The sequence below is a fragment of the Dyella acidiphila genome (assembly GCF_014863405.1).
GTDB lineage: Bacteria > Pseudomonadota > Gammaproteobacteria > Xanthomonadales > Rhodanobacteraceae > Dyella_B > Dyella_B acidiphila.
This window is the reverse complement of record NZ_JACZZA010000022.1, coordinates 1-16188: the sequence shown is the minus strand read 5'-3', so window position 1 is coordinate 16188 and position 16188 is coordinate 1. Positions and strand designations below refer to the sequence as shown.

The window sequence follows — 16188 nt, the reverse complement described above, 5'->3', positions numbered from 1 at the left end:
AATGGTGATGCCGGGTGACAACGTGAAGATGAAGGTCGCGTTGATCGCTCCGATCGCGATGCAGGAAGGCCTGCGTTTCGCGATCCGCGAAGGCGGCCGTACCGTCGGCGCCGGCGTCGTCGCCAAGATCCTCAAGTAAGCAGTAAAATGAGAAGTCGCCCGTGATGCGGGCTGTAAAGCGCAAGGGTGGGGCAGCTGCCCGGCCCTTGCAGCGCAAGGCGCAGCTTTATAGCCGGCAAAGCGAGCGACTTCGCTTTTAGTTACCAAAACGTACGCCAGTAGCTCAATTGGCAGAGCAGCGGTCTCCAAAACCGCAGGTTGGGGGTTCGAGTCCCTCCTGGCGTGCCATCTTCCGAGGAATATGGCGGGTGTGTCGCAGTCGGCCCTGGGCCGATCGCAGCAAGCATCCGCACGATGCGCATGAATACCAAGGCTGAACAGACCAAAGGCACGAGCGGCGCCGATATCGGCAAGCTGGTGCTGGCCGTTGTGGTGCTGGCGGCCGGCATCGTGGGCTATACCTACCTCGGCAATATCGGTGCTGCCTCGCCGCTGCGCCTGATCACCATCCTGGTGGCGGTGGTCGTGGCGCTGGCGATTGCGGCGTTTACCGCACCAGGGCGTCGCGCCCGCCATTTCCTTGCCGAATCGCAGTTCGAAATGCGCAAGGTGGTCTGGCCGACCCGCGACGAAACCATCAAAACCACCGGCATCATCATTGCCGTGGTGATCGTGTTGTCCCTGCTGCTGGGACTGATCGATTTCATCCTGAAGTCGGTCGTGTTCGACTGGCTGCTCAAGCTAGGTTCGTGAGGAGCGTGCGATGAGCAAGCGTTGGTATGTCGTCCATGCCTATTCCGGCTTCGAGAACCAGGTGAAGAAAGCCCTGGTCGAGCGCATTCATCGCGCGGGCATGGAAGAGAGATTCGGTGAAGTGCTGGTGCCCACCGAGGAAGTGGTGGAAATGCGCGCCGGCCAGAAGCGCCGCAGCGAGCGTAAGTTCTTCCCTGGCTACGTGCTGGTGCAGATCGAGACCGATACCGAGGGCAAGGCCCCCCGTATCGACGACGAATGCTGGCATTTGGTCAAGGAAACCCCCAAGGTGATGGGCTTCATCGGCGGCACTGCCGATCGTCCGCTGCCGATCCGCGACAGCGAGGCCGACACCATCCTCAGCCGGGTCCGCGAAGGCGTGGAAAAGCCCAAGCCCAAGGTGCTGTTCGAGCCGGGCGAGATGGTCCGCGTCACCGATGGTCCGTTCAACGACTTCAACGGCGTGGTCGAAGAGGTCAACTACGAGAAGAGCCGCCTGCGCGTGGCCGTGCTGATCTTCGGCCGCTCCACCCCGGTTGAGCTCGAATTCGGACAGGTCGAGAAGGCCTGATACGCCGGTTCGGCACAGGGCTTGCTTATAGCCCGCTTCATCTCTAAACTACGCGGTTCACGCCGGGGTCTTTCGACTCGGCGTGTCCGTATTTCTGGATTTCGCAGGATCGCGAGGTCCCCTCCCACCAGGGAATGTGCATAGCGAGGAGCCGCAAGGCGCCTGAACTCGCGAGGAAACTCCAATGGCAAAGAAAGTTGTCGGTTATATCAAGCTGCAGGTCAAGGCCGGTCAGGCCAACCCGTCGCCGCCCGTGGGCCCGGCCCTGGGCCAGCGCGGCCTGAATATCATGGAATTCTGCAAGGCGTTCAACGCCGCCACGCAGAAGATGGAACCGGGTATGCCGATCCCGGTGATCATCACCGCCTATTCGGACCGTAGCTTCACCTTCATCACCAAGACCCCGCCCGCCACCGTGCTGATCAAGAAGGTCACCGGTATCGCCAAGGGTTCGTCCAAGCCCAATACCGACAAGGTCGGCAAGATCACCCGCAAGCAGCTGGAAGACGTTGCAAAGCAGAAGGAGCCGGATCTCACGGCTGCTGATCTTGACGCCGCGGTGCGCACCATTGCCGGTAGCGCCCGCAGCATGGGCTTCGTGGTGGAGGGTTAAGACATGGCAAAGATTACCAAGCGCATGAAGTCCGCCCAGGCGGCAGTGCAGCCGGGCAAGATTTACGGCCTGGAAGAAGCCCTCAAGATCGTCAAGGACAACGCCAAGGCCAAGTTCGCCGAGTCGGTGGACGTGGCGGTGCGTCTGGGCATCGACGCGAAGAAGTCCGACCAGGGCGTGCGCGGCTCTTCGCTGCTGCCGCACGGCACCGGCAAGACCGTCAAGGTCGCCGTGTTCGTGCCGGCCGGTGAAAAGGCCGAGGCCGCCAAGGCCGCTGGCGCCGACGCCGTCGGTATGGACGATCTGGCCGAGCGCATGCAGGCCGGCGACCTCGACTTCGGTCGCGTGATCGCCACGCCGGACGCGATGCGCGTGGTCGGCAAGCTGGGTCAGCTGCTCGGCCCGCGCGGCCTGATGCCGAACCCGAAGGACGGCTCGGTCACCGCCGACGTCGCCACCGCCGTGAAGAACGCCAAGGCTGGCCAGGTGAAGTTCCGCAACGACAAGGCGGGCATCATCCACGCCACCATCGGCAAGGCCAACTTCGAAGCCAACCAGCTGGCTGACAACCTGAACGCGCTGATCGCCGACCTGCTGAAGGCCAAGCCTTCGACGGCCAAGGGCCAGTATCTGCAGAAGGTTGCGCTGTCCAGCACGATGGGCGTGGGCGTGCCGGTCGATACCACGACCCTGAACGCCGCCACGGCCAAGTAACAAGTTCAAGTCCTGCACGGACGGCAAAGTCCGTGCAGGCAGTTTTTGAAGGTAGCCCCGGCGAAAGCCGGAGCCGCCGTCAAAGACCGCAGGCGCGACCAGCGCGCGACGACGACGGGCAGGGAGCTCGATCAGGCAAAGGAATCGCCGTCGCCGCCAACGAGGTCGCTTAATTGCACAGCCTGCGCAGATGGTGCTGCCCCTTCTGGAATCGCTCTGGAAAGGCCACCACCCGGGACCTTGAGTCCCCGATGTCAGGGACGGCATCGCTCAGGACCGCACGCGGCAGGAGCCGTAAGCGGAGTTCATAAGAGGAGTGAAACATGGCTCTGAATCTCTCTCAGAAGCAAGAAGTAGTCGCCGAACTGGCTGAAATCGCCGCGAAGGCTCACTCCTTGGTCGCTGCCGAGTATGCGGGCACCACGGTCGAACAAATGACCGCGATGCGCAAGAAGGCCCGCGAATCGGGTGTGTTCTTGAAGGTTGTGAAGAACACGCTCGCCGCGCGCGCCATGGCCGGTACCGAGTTCGAGGTCGTCAAAGACGCCCTGACCGGTCCGCTGCTGTACGCATTCTCGACGGAAGAGCCCGGCGCTGCCGGTCGTCTGATCAAGGAATTCGCCAAGAGCAACGAAAAGCTGAAGGCGAAAGTTGTATCGGTGGAAGGCAGGCTGTTGCCGGCTACGCACGTTGAAGTGCTGGCCTCGTTGCCGACCCGCGAACAGGCCCTGGCCATGCTGGCCCGTGTGCTGGCCGAACCCGCTTCGATGTTTGCGCGCGCCGTCAAGGCCGTTGCCGACAAGCAAGGCGGTGGCGAGGCTGCACCGGCTGAAGAAGCCGCGTCCGCCTAAGTTCGACGCCGATCTAAACCGAATCCATTTCCAGAGGTAAATCAAAATGTCCCTTACCAACGAACAGATCGTTGAAGCCGTTGCCGCCAAGTCGCTCATGGAAGTGATGGACCTGGTCAAGGCCATCGAAGAGAAGTTTGGCGTGTCCGCCGCTGCCCCGGTCACCGTGGCTGCTGGTCCGGCCGCTGCCGGCCCGGCTGCCGAAGAGCAGACCGAGTTCGACGTGATCCTGAAGAGCGCCGGCGAGAAGAAGGTCGACGTGATCAAGGCCGTCCGCGCCATCACGGGCCTGGGCCTGAAGGAAGCGAAGGACCTGACCGAAGCCGGTGGCGTCGTGAAGGAAGCCGCTTCGAAGGACGACGCTGCGAAGTTCAAGAAGGACCTCGAAGCCGCCGGCGCCACGGTCGAACTGAAGTAATTGGCGCTCTTGCGCGCCGTCAGTTTGACCTAACGTCAAGCAAGCCTGGGGACGTAAGTCCCCGGGCTTTGCCCGTTTCAAGAATTCAGCTTTGAGAGCAACACCACTCGAAGCGACTCGCGGGCCAAGGATGACTCGCCGTGAACCTGGCGCCCTGGCGTTGGATTCAGCGGAGCCCAGTCTGGAGACCGGGCGAGTCTAAAAGGGGCAGGAGCCCTTTTTAGACACATCAGGCACGGACGCTCTGGATGTCGGGCATCGCGAATAGGGTTTTGTAAGCAAGAGCCGCTATTCACGATCCCCCAGATCCAAGCTTTCCCAATTTAGCCGGTGTGTGCACCACCGGCGCCACAGCGAACCGAGGCGTCACCGATCATGACCTACTCGTTTACCGAGAAAAAGCGCATCCGCAAGGATTTCGGCAAGCGTCCGCCCGTACTGGGCGTGCCCAACCTGCTGACCATCCAGACCGATTCCTACCGTGAATTCCTGCAGGAGTACGTCGCTCCCAAGCAGCGCGAAGACAAAGGTCTGCACGCCGCTCTGAAGTCGGTATTCCCCATCGTGAGCTATTCGGGCAATGCTGCCCTCGAATATGTCGACTACCGTCTCGGCGAGCCGCCGTTCGACGAGCGCGAGTGCCGCAACCGCGGCATGACCTTCGGTGCGCCGCTGCGCGTTACCGTGCGCCTGGTGATCTACGACAAGGACAGCCCGGCCTCGAAGAAGGCCGTGAAGTACGTGAAGGAACAGGAAGTCTACATGGGCGAAATTCCGCTCATGACCGACACCGGCACCTTCATCATCAACGGCACCGAGCGCGTGATCGTGTCGCAGCTGCATCGCTCGCCGGGCGTGTTCTTCGACCACGACCGCGGCAAGACGCACAGCTCGGGCAAGCTGCTGTTCTCTGCGCGCGTGATTCCTTACCGCGGCTCCTGGCTCGACTTCGAATTCGATCCGAAGGACGCGCTGTTCACCCGTATCGACCGCCGCCGCAAATTGCCGGTGACGGTGCTGCTGCGTGCGCTGGGCTATAACAACGAAGAAGTGCTCGGCATCTTCTTCGAGCACAACGTGTTCCACCTGGGCAAGAAGGGCGGTACCACGCTGGAGCTGGTGGCCGAGCGTCTGCGCGGCGAAACGCTGAGCTTCGATCTGATGATCGGCGACAAGGTGCTGGTGGAAGCCGGCAAGCGTATTACTGCGCGCCACGTGCGCCAGCTCGCCGCCGAAAACATCACGGCGCTGGAAGTGCCGGACGACTATCCGGTCGGCCGCATCCTGGCGACGGATATCGTTGATGCGAAGACCGGCGAACTGCTGGCCTCGGCCAACGACGAGATCTCCGCCGAACAGCTGGAAAACTTCCGCAAGGCCGGTATCGAAACGCTGCCGACTCTGTACGTGAACGACCTGGATCGCGGTGCGTACATCTCGCACACCCTGCGCATCGACAACACCAAGACGCAGCTCGAAGCGCTGGTGGAAATCTATCGCATGATGCGCCCGGGCGAGCCGCCGACCAAGGAAGCGGCGCAGAACCTGTTCTTCAACCTGTTCTTCACCTTCGACCGCTACGACCTGTCGGCCGTGGGCCGCATGAAGTTCAACCGTCGCGTCGGCCGCAAGGACATTATCGGTCCGGGCGTGCTGTACGACTACAAGTACTTCGGCGAAGTGAAGGGCGAAGACGCGCAGGCGCTGGTGGCTGCCCAAGGCCAGACCTCCGACATCCTCGACGTGCTGAAGGTGCTGATCGACATCAAGAACGGTCATGGCACCGTCGATGACATCGACCATCTCGGCAACCGCCGCGTGCGTTCGGTCGGCGAAATGGCGGAAAACACCTTCCGCATCGGCCTGGTGCGCGTGGAGCGCGCCGTGCGCGAGCGCCTGTCGCTGGCCGAAGCCGATGGCCTGACCCCGCAGGACCTGATCAACGCCAAGCCGGTTGCGGCCGCGGTGAAGGAGTTCTTCGGTTCGTCGCAGCTGTCGCAGTTCATGGACCAGAACAACCCGCTGTCGGAAGTGACGCACAAGCGCCGCGTTTCCGCACTGGGGCCGGGCGGCCTGACCCGCGAACGCGCCGGCTTCGAAGTGCGCGACGTGCATCCGACCCATTACGGCCGCGTCTGCACCATCGAAACGCCGGAAGGTCCGAACATCGGCCTGATCAACTCGCTCGCCGTGTACGCGCGCACCAACCAGTACGGCTTCCTCGAGACGCCGTACCGCAAGGTCGTGGACGGCAAGGTCACCAACCAGGTGGAATACCTGTCGGCGATCGAAGAGGGCGACCACGTGATCGCGCAGGCGAACTCGCCGCTCAAGGACGGTCGCTTCGTCGAAGACTTCGTGTCCTGCCGTTTCCGTGGTGAATCGGAGCTGCGTCCGTCGGCCGAGATCAACTACATGGACGTCTCGCCGATGCAGACCGTGTCGGTCGCTGCCGCGCTGGTGCCGTTCCTGGAACACGATGACGCGAACCGCGCACTGATGGGCGCGAACATGCAGCGTCAGGCCGTGCCGACCCTGCGTTCGCAGACCCCGCTGGTGGGTACCGGCATCGAGCGCGCCGTGGCGCGTGACTCGGGCGTGATCGTCACCGCCAAGCGCGGCGGCGTGATCGACCAGGTCGATGCGGCCCGTATCGTGGTGCGCGTGAACGAAGAGGAAGTCGGCGAGAACGATGCCGGCGTCGATATCTACACGCTGACCAAGTACACCCGCTCCAACCAGAACACCAACCTCAACCAGCGCCCGCTGGTGAACGTAGGTGACGTGGTGGCCAAGGGCGACACGCTGGCCGACGGTTCGTCGACCGACCTGGGCGAGCTCGCGCTCGGCCAGAACATGCTGATCGCCTTCATGCCGTGGAACGGCTACAACTTCGAAGACTCGATCCTGCTCTCCGAGCGCGTCGTGCAGGAAGACCGCTACACCTCGATCCATATCGAGGAGCTGTCCTGCATCGCGCGCGACACCAAGCTGGGCGCCGAGGAAATCACCGCCGACATCCCGAACGTGGGTGAGCAGGCGCTGGCTCGCCTGGACGAATCCGGCATCGTGTACATCGGTGCGGAAGTGAAGGCCGGCGACATCATGGTCGGCAAGGTCACGCCCAAGGGCGAAAGCCAGCTCACACCGGAAGAAAAGCTGCTGCGTGCGATCTTCGGCGAGAAGGCGTCCGACGTGAAGGACAGCTCGCTGCGCGTGCCGCCGGGCATGGACGGCACGGTCATCGACGTGCAGGTGTTCACGCGCGACGGGATCGAGAAGGACAAGCGTGCGCGCCAGATCGAAGAGATGGAAATCAAGCGCATCCGCAAGGATTTCGACGACCAGTTCCGCATCCTCGAAGGCGCGATCTACAACCGTATGCGCGTGCAGTTGCTGGGCAAGGTCGCCAACAGCGGCCCGGCCGGCCTCAAGCGCGGTGCGGAGATCACCAGCGAATACCTCGACGGCCTGAAGAAGGACGAGTGGTTCAAGATCAACGTCAAGGACGAGGAAGTCACCGAGTTCCTCGAGCGCGCGTCCGACCAGGTCAAGCGCCACAAGGAAGAGTTCGACAAGCGCTTCAAGGAGAAGCAGGGCAAGATCACCCAGGGCGACGACCTCGCACCGGGCGTGCTCAAGATGGTCAAGGTGTTCCTGGCCGTTAAGCGCCGCATCCAGCCGGGCGACAAGATGGCCGGCCGCCACGGCAACAAGGGTGTGGTGTCCAACGTGGTGCCGGTGGAAGACATGCCGTACATGGCTGACGGCACCTCGATCGACATCTGCCTGAATCCGCTGGGCGTGCCCTCGCGTATGAACATCGGCCAGATTCTGGAAGTGCATCTTGGCTGGGCCGCAAAGGGCCTGGGCAAGAAGATCCAGAAGATGATCGAAGCGCAGGCCAAGGTGGCGCAGATCCGCGAGTTCCTCGACCAGATCTACAACCACCACGTTGCCGGCGCCGTGCAGCACGTCGACCTGAAGTCGCTGACGGATGAGGAAATCCTCACCCTGGCGAACAACCTGCAGGAAGGCGTGCCGATGGCAACGCCGGTGTTCGACGGTGCCGAGGAAGCGGAGTTGAAGTCGATGCTGAGGCTGGCGGATCTGCCCGAGTCGGGCCAGACCACGCTGTTCGACGGCCGTACCGGCGAAGCGTTCGATCGCCCGGTCACCGTCGGCTACATGCATTACCTGAAACTCAACCACTTGGTCGACGACAAGATGCACGCCCGTTCGACCGGTCCGTACTCGCTGGTTACGCAGCAGCCGCTGGGTGGCAAGGCGCAGTTCGGCGGTCAGCGTTTCGGCGAAATGGAAGTCTGGGCGCTGGAAGCCTACGGCGCGGCGTACACCCTACAGGAAATGCTCACGGTGAAGTCCGATGACGTGCAGGGCCGCAACCAGATGTACAAGAACATCGTCGACGGCAACCACGAGATGGCGGCGGGCATGCCGGAATCCTTCAACGTGTTGGTGAAGGAAATCCGCTCGCTCTGCATCGACATCGACCTGGAAGAGATCAAGTAACCCGCGGGTTACAGGAGCTTATGCAATGAAAGATTTGCTCAATCTATTCAATCAGCAGCGCACCACGCCCGAGTTCGATTCGATCAAGATCGCACTCGCGTCGCCGGAGCTGATCCGTTCCTGGTCGTACGGTGAAGTAAAGAAGCCGGAAACGATCAACTACCGCACCTTCAAGCCGGAGCGTGACGGCCTGTTCTGCGCCGCCATCTTCGGTCCGGTGAAGGACTACGAGTGCCTGTGCGGCAAGTACAAGCGCATGAAGCACCGCGGCGTGGTCTGCGAAAAGTGCGGTACCGAGGTCACCCTGGCCAAGGTTCGCCGCGAGCGCATGGGCCACATCGAACTGGCCAGCCCGGTCGCGCACATCTGGTTCCTCAAGTCGCTGCCCTCGCGCATCGGCCTGATGCTGGACATGACCCTGCGCGATATCGAGCGCATCCTGTACTTCGAAGCCTTCGTGGTGATCGATCCGGGTTTGACGGCGCTCGAGCGCGGTCAGCTGCTGAGCGAAGACCAGTACCTGGAAGCTGTCGAAGAACACGGCGACGAGTTCGATGCCCGCATGGGTGCCGAGGCGGTGTTCGAGTTGCTGAAGTCGCTCGACCTGCCGGGCGAAGTCATCCGCCTGAAGGAAGAAATCGCTTCCACCAATTCCGAGACCAAGCTCAAGCGCCTCACCAAGCGCGTGAAGCTGATCGAGGCCTTCATCGAATCCGGCAACCGTCCGGAATGGATGGTCATGACCGTGCTGCCGGTGCTGCCGCCGGACCTGCGTCCGCTGGTGCCGCTGGACGGCGGTCGCTTCGCGACCTCCGACCTGAACGATCTGTACCGCCGCGTCATCAACCGCAACAACCGCCTCAAGCGCCTGCTCGAACTCAATGCGCCCGACATCATCGTGCGCAACGAAAAGCGCATGCTGCAGGAATCGGTCGATGCGCTGATGGACAACGGCCGCCGCGGCCGCGCCATCACCGGCACCAATAAGCGCGCGCTGAAGTCGCTCGCCGACATGATCAAGGGCAAGCAGGGCCGCTTCCGCCAGAACCTGCTCGGCAAGCGCGTGGACTACTCCGGTCGTTCGGTGATCGTGGTCGGTCCGACCCTGCGCCTGCATCAGTGCGGTCTGCCGAAGAAGATGGCGCTGGAGCTGTTCAAGCCGTTCATCTTCGCCAAGCTGCAGAACCGTGGCGAAGCGACGACGATCAAGGCGGCCAAGAAGCTGGTCGAGCGTGAAGAAGGCCAGGTGTGGGACATCCTCGAAGAGGTGATCCGCGAACATCCGGTGCTGCTCAACCGCGCCCCGACCCTGCACCGTCTCGGCATCCAGGCGTTCGAGCCGAAGCTGATCGAAGGCAAGGCCATCCAGCTGCATCCGCTGGTGTGTACCGCGTTCAACGCCGACTTCGACGGCGACCAGATGGCCGTGCACGTGCCGCTGTCGATCGAAGCGCAGTTGGAAGCGCGCGCGCTGATGATGTCGTCCAACAACATCCTGTCGCCGGCCAACGGTGAGCCGATCATCGTGCCGACCCAGGACGTGGTGCTGGGCCTGTACTACATGACGCGCGAACTGGTGAATGCGAAAGGCACCGGCATGGTGTTCTCCAGCATCGCCGAAGTGCGCCGTGCCTACGACAACCGCATGGTCCAGCTGCACGCCAAGATCAAGGTGCGCATGACCCAGGTGCACATCCACGACAATGGCGAGCGCACCAGCAGCACCACCCTGGTGGACACCACCGTGGGCCGTGCGCTGCTGGCCGAAATCATGCCGGAAGGCCTGCCGTTCGAACTGGCCAACACGGAGCTCTCGAAGAAGGCCATCTCGCGCCTGATCAACCAGAGCTATCGCCGCCTGGGCCTGAAGGACACCGTGGTCTTCGCCGACCACCTGATGTACACCGGCTTCCGCTTCGCTACGCGTGCGGGTATCTCGATCGGCATCGATGACATGATCATCCCGGCCGAGAAGAAGCCGATCCTGGAAGAAGCCGAGAAGGAAGTGGTCGAAATCCAGGAACAGTACCAGTCGGGCCTGGTGACCGCCGGCGAGCGTTACAACAAGGTCGTCGACATCTGGTCGCGTACCAACGAACTGGTTGCCAAGGCGATGATCGACGGTATCGGTACCGACAAGGTGACCGATCTCGAAGGCAAGACCGTCAACCAGAAGTCGATGAACTCGCTGTACATCATGGCCGACTCCGGCGCCCGTGGTTCGGTGGCGCAGATTCGTCAGCTGGCCGGTATGCGCGGCCTGATGGCGCGTCCGGACGGTTCGATCATCGAGACCCCGATCAAGGCCAACTTCCGCGAAGGCCTGAACGTGCTGCAGTACTTCAACTCGACCCACGGTGCTCGTAAGGGCCTGGCGGATACCGCGTTGAAGACGGCGAACTCCGGTTACCTGACCCGTCGTCTGGTGGACGTGGCGCAGGACGTGGTCATCACCTCGACCGATTGCGGTACCGAGGAAGGCCTGATCATGCAGCCGATCGTGGAAGGCGGCGACGTGGTCGAGCCCTTGCGCGAGCGCGTGCTCGGCCGCGTGGTGGCCGAGGACGTGTATGCGCCGGGCGGCGATGACGAGCCGATCGTCACCCGCAACACCCTGCTGGACGAAGCCCTGGTCGAGAAGCTCGACAAGGCCGGCGTGCAGTCGGTGTCGGTGCGCTCGTCCATTACCTGCCATGCCGCGCACGGCGTTTGCGCCCTGTGCTACGGCCGCGACCTTGCACGCGGTCACCTGGTGAACATGGGTGAAGCCGTGGGCGTGGTGGCAGCGCAGTCGATCGGTGAGCCGGGTACCCAGCTCACCATGCGTACGTTCCACATCGGTGGTGCGGCGTCGCGTGCGGCTGCGGTCGACAACGTGTCGGTGAAGACCACCGGCACGCTGAAGTTCAACAATCTCAAGACCGTGCAGCACAGCCAGGGTCATCTGGTGGCGGTGTCGCGTTCGGGCGAAGTGTCGGTGATCGACGCCAACGGTCGCGAGCGCGAACGCTACAAGGTGCCTTACGGCGCCACCATTTCGGTCAAGGACGGCGCACCGGTGAAGGGTGGCCAGGTCGTGGCCAACTGGGATCCGCATACCCATCCGATCGTGTCGGAAGTGGCCGGTACGGTGCGCTTCATCGACTTCATCGATGGCGTCACCGTGCAGAGCCAGACCGACGAACTGACCGGCCTGGAGTCGGCGGTGGTGACCGATCCGAAGCGTCGCGGTACCGCGGCCAAGGATCTGCGCCCGATCGTGCGCCTGGAAGACAGCAAGGGCCGCGAGCTCAAGCTGCCGGGCACCGATATCGCCGCGCAGTACTTCCTGCCGGCCGGTGCGATCGTGTCGATCCAGAACGGTGCCGAAGTGGGCGTGGGCGACGTGGTTGCCCGTATCCCGCAGGAAACCTCCAAGACCCGCGACATCACCGGCGGTCTGCCGCGCGTGGCCGACTTGTTCGAAGCGCGCAAGCCGAAGGAACCGGCGATCCTCGCCGAACGTTCGGGCGTGGTCAGCTTCGGCAAGGACACCAAGGGCAAGCAGCGCCTGATCATCAAGGACGTGGACGGCAACGAGCACGAAGAGCTGATTCCGAAGTGGCGTCAGGTCATCGTGTTCGAAGGCGAGCACGTGGAGAAGGGCGAAACCATCGTGGACGGCGAGCCCAATCCGCACGACATCCTGCGCCTGCTGGGTGTCGAGCCGCTGGCCGCCTACCTGGTCAAGGAAATCCAGGACGTCTATCGCCTGCAGGGCGTGAAGATCAACGACAAGCACATCGAAACGATCATTCGCCAGATGCTGCGCAAGGTCGAGATCACCGATGCCGGCGAAAGCCACTACCTGCGCGGCGAGCAGGTGGAACGCGTGCGGATCAATGCCGAAAACGATCGTGCGGTAGCCCGCAACGAGCGTCCGGCTGAGTTCCAGTCCGTGCTGCTGGGTATCACCAAGGCCTCGCTGGCCACCGAGTCGTTCATCTCGGCGGCTTCGTTCCAGGAAACCACCCGCGTCCTTACCGAAGCGGCGGTTCGTGGCACGCGCGATACCTTGCGTGGCTTGAAGGAAAATGTTATTGTCGGCCGTCTGATTCCGGCAGGTACGGGTCTGGCGTATCACGCACAGCGTCATCGCCAGGGCGGTCTGACCGCCTCGGAACTGGAAACCCTTTCCGGTTCCAGCCAGGTCTCCTTCTCGGAGGCGCCGGTAGGCACTGATGCAGGTGTTGAGTAAGCCCCAGCGGCCTTACTCACCGACATACGAAATGAGGCGCATGGAATGCGCCTCGTGTTCGAGTCAGGGATGGCGGGCGCTTTCTTGCTTGAGGCAAGACGCCCATGTTAAATTCCCGCTTCTCGGCAGACCGGATTATTCGGTCTGCCTTTATGTTTCCCAGGAATAGCTAGGCATGACGACAGTCAATCAGCTGGTGCGCAAATCCCGCAGCCCGAAGAGCTACAAGAGCGCTTCGCCGGCCCTGCAAAGCAGCCCGCAGCGTCGCGGCGTCTGCACGCGTGTGTATACCACCACCCCGAAAAAGCCGAACTCGGCCCTGCGTAAGGTTGCCAAGGTGCGCCTGACCAACGGTTACGAGGTCATCAGCTACATCGGCGGCGAAGGCCACAACCTGCAGGAGCACTCGGTGGTGCTCATCCGCGGCGGCCGTGTAAAGGATCTGCCGGGCGTGCGCTACCACACCGTCCGCGGCAGCCTCGACTGCGCCGGTGTCACCAAGCGCCGCCAGGCCCGCTCGAAGTACGGCGCCAAGCGCCCGAAGAAGGCTTAATTTATTGAAGAGTGCGGTCAGGACGACCGCTTTCCCGGCGGGCAGGACTGCTCGCAAAGATAACGGACAAAAAACATGTCGCGTAAAGGTTCACATCCCGCCCGTCTGGTCCTGCCCGATCCCAAGCACGGCAGCCAGCTGATTGCCCGCTTCATCAACATGGTGATGAAGAGCGGCAAGAAGTCCGTGGCCGAAGCCATCGTCTACGGTGCGCTGGATCATCTCGGTGAGAAGCACGCCGAACCGGTGCAGCTGGTCGAGAAGGCCCTGGGCAACATCGCTCCGGCGGTCGAGGTGAAGTCCCGCCGCGTCGGCGGCGCCACCTACCAGGTGCCGGTCGAAGTGCGTCCGGGCCGCCGTATGGCGCTGGCCATGCGCTGGGCGATCGAAGCTGCGCGCAAGCGCGGTGAAACGTCGATGCCGCGCAAGCTGGCTGCCGAACTGCTGGAAGCTTCCGAAAACCGTGGCGGCGCCATCAAGAAGCGCGAAGAAACGCACCGCATGGCGGAAGCCAACAAGGCGTTCTCGCACTATCGCTGGTAAGCAGTACCGTACGGATTCGAGGTTAGTACCGTGGCCCGCACCACTCCCATCGAGCGCTACCGTAATTTCGGCATCATGGCTCACATCGATGCCGGAAAGACCACGACCACGGAGCGCATCCTGTTCTACACCGGCGTCAGTCACAAGATTGGCGAGGTGCATGACGGTGCGGCCACGATGGACTGGATGGAGCAGGAGCAGGAGCGCGGCATCACCATTACGTCGGCGGCAACGACGGCGTTCTGGAAGGGTATGGACCGCTCCCTGCCGGAACATCGCTTCAACATCATCGACACGCCAGGCCACGTAGACTTCACCATCGAAGTGGAGCGCTCGCTGCGCGTGCTCGATGGTGCGGTGTTCGTGCTCTGTGCCGTGGGTGGTGTGCAGCCGCAGTCCGAGACGGTGTGGCGTCAGGCCAACAAGTACAACGTGCCGCGCCTTGCGTTCGTCAACAAGATGGACCGCACCGGTGCCAACTTCGAAAAAGTCGTCGAGCAGCTGAAGTCGCGCCTGGGCGCGCATCCGGTGCCGATGCAGGTGCCGATCGGCGCCGAAGACAACTTCGAAGGCGTGATCGACCTGGTCAAGATGAAGGCGATCTACTGGGATATGGAATCCCAGGGCATGAAGTTCGAGTACAAGGACATTCCGGCCAATCTGAAGGATGCTGCGGAAGCTGCGCGCAACTTCATGGTCGAGTCCGCGGCCGAGACTTCCGAAGAGCTGATGGACAAGTACCTGGAAGAGGGCGACCTCTCCGAGGACGAAGTTGTCGGCGGCCTGCGTGCCGGTACCCTGACCAACAAGCTGATTCCCGTGTTCTGCGGTACCGCATTCAAGAACAAGGGCGTGCAGGCCATGCTCGACGCAGTGATCCAGTTGCTGCCGTCGCCGGCCGATCGCCCGCCGGTCAAGGGCATCGACGAGAACGACCGCGAAGCCAGCCGCACGGCTGACGACAGCGCACCGTTCTCCTCGCTCGCCTTCAAGATCATGACCGATCCGTTCGTCGGTTCGCTCACCTTCTTCCGCGTTTACTCGGGCACGCTCAATTCGGGCGATGCCGTGTACAACCCGGTGAAGTCGAGAAAGGAGCGCATTGGCCGCATCCTGCAGATGCACGCCAACGAGCGCCAGGAAATCAAGGAAGTCCGCGCCGGCGATATCGCCGCGGCGGTCGGCCTGAAGGACGTCACCACCGGTGACACGCTGTGCTCGCAGGATCACGTCATCACCCTGGAGCGCATGACGTTCCCGGAGCCGGTGATTTCGATGGCGGTGGAACCGAAGACCAAGTCGGACCAGGAAAAGATGGGCATTGCCCTCGGTCGCTTGGCCGCGGAAGATCCGTCTTTCCGCGTGCGCACCGACGAGGAATCGGGCCAGACCATCATCGCCGGCATGGGCGAGCTGCATCTGGACATCATCGTCGACCGCATGCGTCGCGAGTTCAATGTGGAAGCCAACGTCGGCAAGCCGCAGGTGGCTTACCGCGAAACCATCCAGGGCGCTTACAAGGCGGACTTCAAGCACGCCAAGCAGTCCGGTGGTAAGGGTCAGTACGGTCACGTAGTCATCGAGTTCTCGGCGATGAACGAGGCGGACCAGAAGAACCCGGATGTGAAGGACGACTTCCTGTTCGTCAACGACATTACAGGCGGTGTGGTTCCCAAGGAATACATTCCGTCGGTGGAAAAGGGTCTGCGCGAGTCCATCACCAGCGGCCAGTTGGCCGGTTTCCCGGTGGTGGGTGTGAAGGCCAAGCTGGTGTTCGGTTCGTACCACGACGTCGATTCGTCGGAAATGGCGTTCAAGATCGCTGCCCACGGCGCGTTCCGTGAGCTCTTCAAGGAAGGCGCGAAGCAATCGCGGCCGATCCTGCTGGAGCCGATCATGAAGGTCGAGGTCGTGACGCCGGAGGATTACCTCGGCGACGTGATGGGTGACGTGAGCCGTCGTCGTGGTGTGCTGCAGGGTTCCGACGATACGCCGTCGGGCAAGACCATCAACGCGATGATTCCGCTGGGCGAGATGTTCGGTTACGCCACGTCACTTCGCTCGCAGACGCAGGGCCGCGCCACCTTCACGATGGAATTCGATCATTACGAAGCGGCGCCGAACAATATCGCCGAACAGGTCATGAAGAAGGCCTGATAAGGCGTTCTTCTCCAAACAACACAGTTCTTTCAGAGGTTTGAGTCATGGCAAAGGGTAAATTCGAACGCACCAAGCCGCACGTGAACGTGGGCACGATCGGTCACGTGGACCACGGCAAGACGACGCTGACGGCGGCGCTGACGAAGATCGGCGCAGAGCGTTTCGGTGGTGAATTCAAGGCG

The 16188-nt window shown here is 62.4% G+C and carries 13 protein-coding genes and 1 tRNA gene; all 14 read left to right on the top strand.

What is annotated here, in order from left to right; translation table 11 throughout:
• A partial coding sequence (locus IGX34_RS21810) for an EF-Tu C-terminal domain-related protein (protein WP_486599026.1) occupies positions 1-139 on the top strand: 139 nt, incomplete at its 5' end.
• A gap of 133 nt (positions 140-272) precedes the next feature.
• Positions 273-348, top strand: a tRNA-Trp gene (locus tag IGX34_RS21805).
• A gap of 72 nt (positions 349-420) precedes the next feature.
• Entirely contained in the window at positions 421-813 is a 393-nt protein-coding gene (secE, locus tag IGX34_RS21800) for a preprotein translocase subunit SecE (RefSeq protein ID WP_192557874.1), read from the top strand.
• 10 nt (positions 814-823) lie between these two features.
• Entirely contained in the window at positions 824-1384 is a 561-nt protein-coding gene (nusG, locus tag IGX34_RS21795) for a transcription termination/antitermination protein NusG (protein ID WP_192557873.1), read from the top strand.
• 184 nt (positions 1385-1568) lie between these two features.
• Positions 1569-1997, top strand: a complete 429-nt coding sequence (gene rplK, locus IGX34_RS21790; RefSeq protein WP_192557872.1) for a 50S ribosomal protein L11 — start codon at positions 1569-1571, stop codon at positions 1995-1997.
• Between the two features lie 3 nt (positions 1998-2000).
• Entirely contained in the window at positions 2001-2711 is a 711-nt protein-coding gene (gene rplA, locus IGX34_RS21785) for a 50S ribosomal protein L1 (protein WP_192557871.1), read from the top strand.
• Between the two features lie 323 nt (positions 2712-3034).
• Entirely contained in the window at positions 3035-3562 is a 528-nt protein-coding gene (gene rplJ / locus IGX34_RS21780) for a 50S ribosomal protein L10 (protein ID WP_192557870.1), read from the top strand.
• Positions 3563-3608: 46 nt separating this feature from the next.
• Positions 3609-3980 carry a 50S ribosomal protein L7/L12 gene (gene rplL / locus IGX34_RS21775; RefSeq protein WP_192557869.1) on the top strand — a complete coding sequence of 124 codons (372 nt, stop codon included), beginning with the start codon at positions 3609-3611 and terminating at the stop codon, positions 3978-3980.
• Positions 3981-4352: 372 nt separating this feature from the next.
• Positions 4353-8513, top strand: coding sequence for a DNA-directed RNA polymerase subunit beta (gene rpoB, locus IGX34_RS21770; protein ID WP_192557875.1), 4161 nt, complete (start codon positions 4353-4355; stop codon positions 8511-8513).
• A 25-nt stretch (positions 8514-8538) separates the two neighbouring features.
• Positions 8539-12750 carry a DNA-directed RNA polymerase subunit beta' gene (rpoC, locus tag IGX34_RS21765; protein ID WP_192557868.1) on the top strand — a complete coding sequence of 1404 codons (4212 nt, stop codon included), beginning with the start codon at positions 8539-8541 and terminating at the stop codon, positions 12748-12750.
• Positions 12751-12925: 175 nt separating this feature from the next.
• Entirely contained in the window at positions 12926-13303 is a 378-nt protein-coding gene (rpsL, locus tag IGX34_RS21760) for a 30S ribosomal protein S12 (RefSeq protein ID WP_192557867.1), read from the top strand.
• A gap of 75 nt (positions 13304-13378) precedes the next feature.
• The gene (rpsG, locus tag IGX34_RS21755; RefSeq protein ID WP_128899618.1) at positions 13379-13846 is read left to right on the top strand and encodes a 30S ribosomal protein S7; all 468 of its coding nucleotides are present in this window, start codon (positions 13379-13381) and stop codon (positions 13844-13846) included.
• 30 nt (positions 13847-13876) lie between these two features.
• Positions 13877-16003 carry an elongation factor G gene (gene fusA / locus IGX34_RS21750; RefSeq protein WP_192557866.1) on the top strand — a complete coding sequence of 709 codons (2127 nt, stop codon included), beginning with the start codon at positions 13877-13879 and terminating at the stop codon, positions 16001-16003.
• 47 nt (positions 16004-16050) lie between these two features.
• Positions 16051-16188: GTP-binding protein (locus tag IGX34_RS21745; protein ID WP_238482135.1), on the top strand; the 138-nt coding region annotated here is incomplete at its 3' end.

What these genes read in the sequence shown, in the direction of transcription:
- secE (WP_192557874.1), top strand. Translation starts at nt 421, where the DNA reads ATGAATACCAAGGCTGAACAGACCAAAGGCACGAGCGGCGCCGATATC.
- nusG (WP_192557873.1), top strand. Translation starts at nt 824, where the DNA reads ATGAGCAAGCGTTGGTATGTCGTCCATGCCTATTCCGGCTTCGAGAAC.
- rplK (WP_192557872.1), top strand. Translation starts at nt 1,569, where the DNA reads ATGGCAAAGAAAGTTGTCGGTTATATCAAGCTGCAGGTCAAGGCCGGT.
- rplA (WP_192557871.1), top strand. Translation starts at nt 2,001, where the DNA reads ATGGCAAAGATTACCAAGCGCATGAAGTCCGCCCAGGCGGCAGTGCAG.
- rplJ (WP_192557870.1), top strand. Translation starts at nt 3,035, where the DNA reads ATGGCTCTGAATCTCTCTCAGAAGCAAGAAGTAGTCGCCGAACTGGCT.
- rplL (WP_192557869.1), top strand. Translation starts at nt 3,609, where the DNA reads ATGTCCCTTACCAACGAACAGATCGTTGAAGCCGTTGCCGCCAAGTCG.
- rpoC (WP_192557868.1), top strand. Translation starts at nt 8,539, where the DNA reads ATGAAAGATTTGCTCAATCTATTCAATCAGCAGCGCACCACGCCCGAG.
- rpsL (WP_192557867.1), top strand. Translation starts at nt 12,926, where the DNA reads ATGACGACAGTCAATCAGCTGGTGCGCAAATCCCGCAGCCCGAAGAGC.
- rpsG (WP_128899618.1), top strand. Translation starts at nt 13,379, where the DNA reads ATGTCGCGTAAAGGTTCACATCCCGCCCGTCTGGTCCTGCCCGATCCC.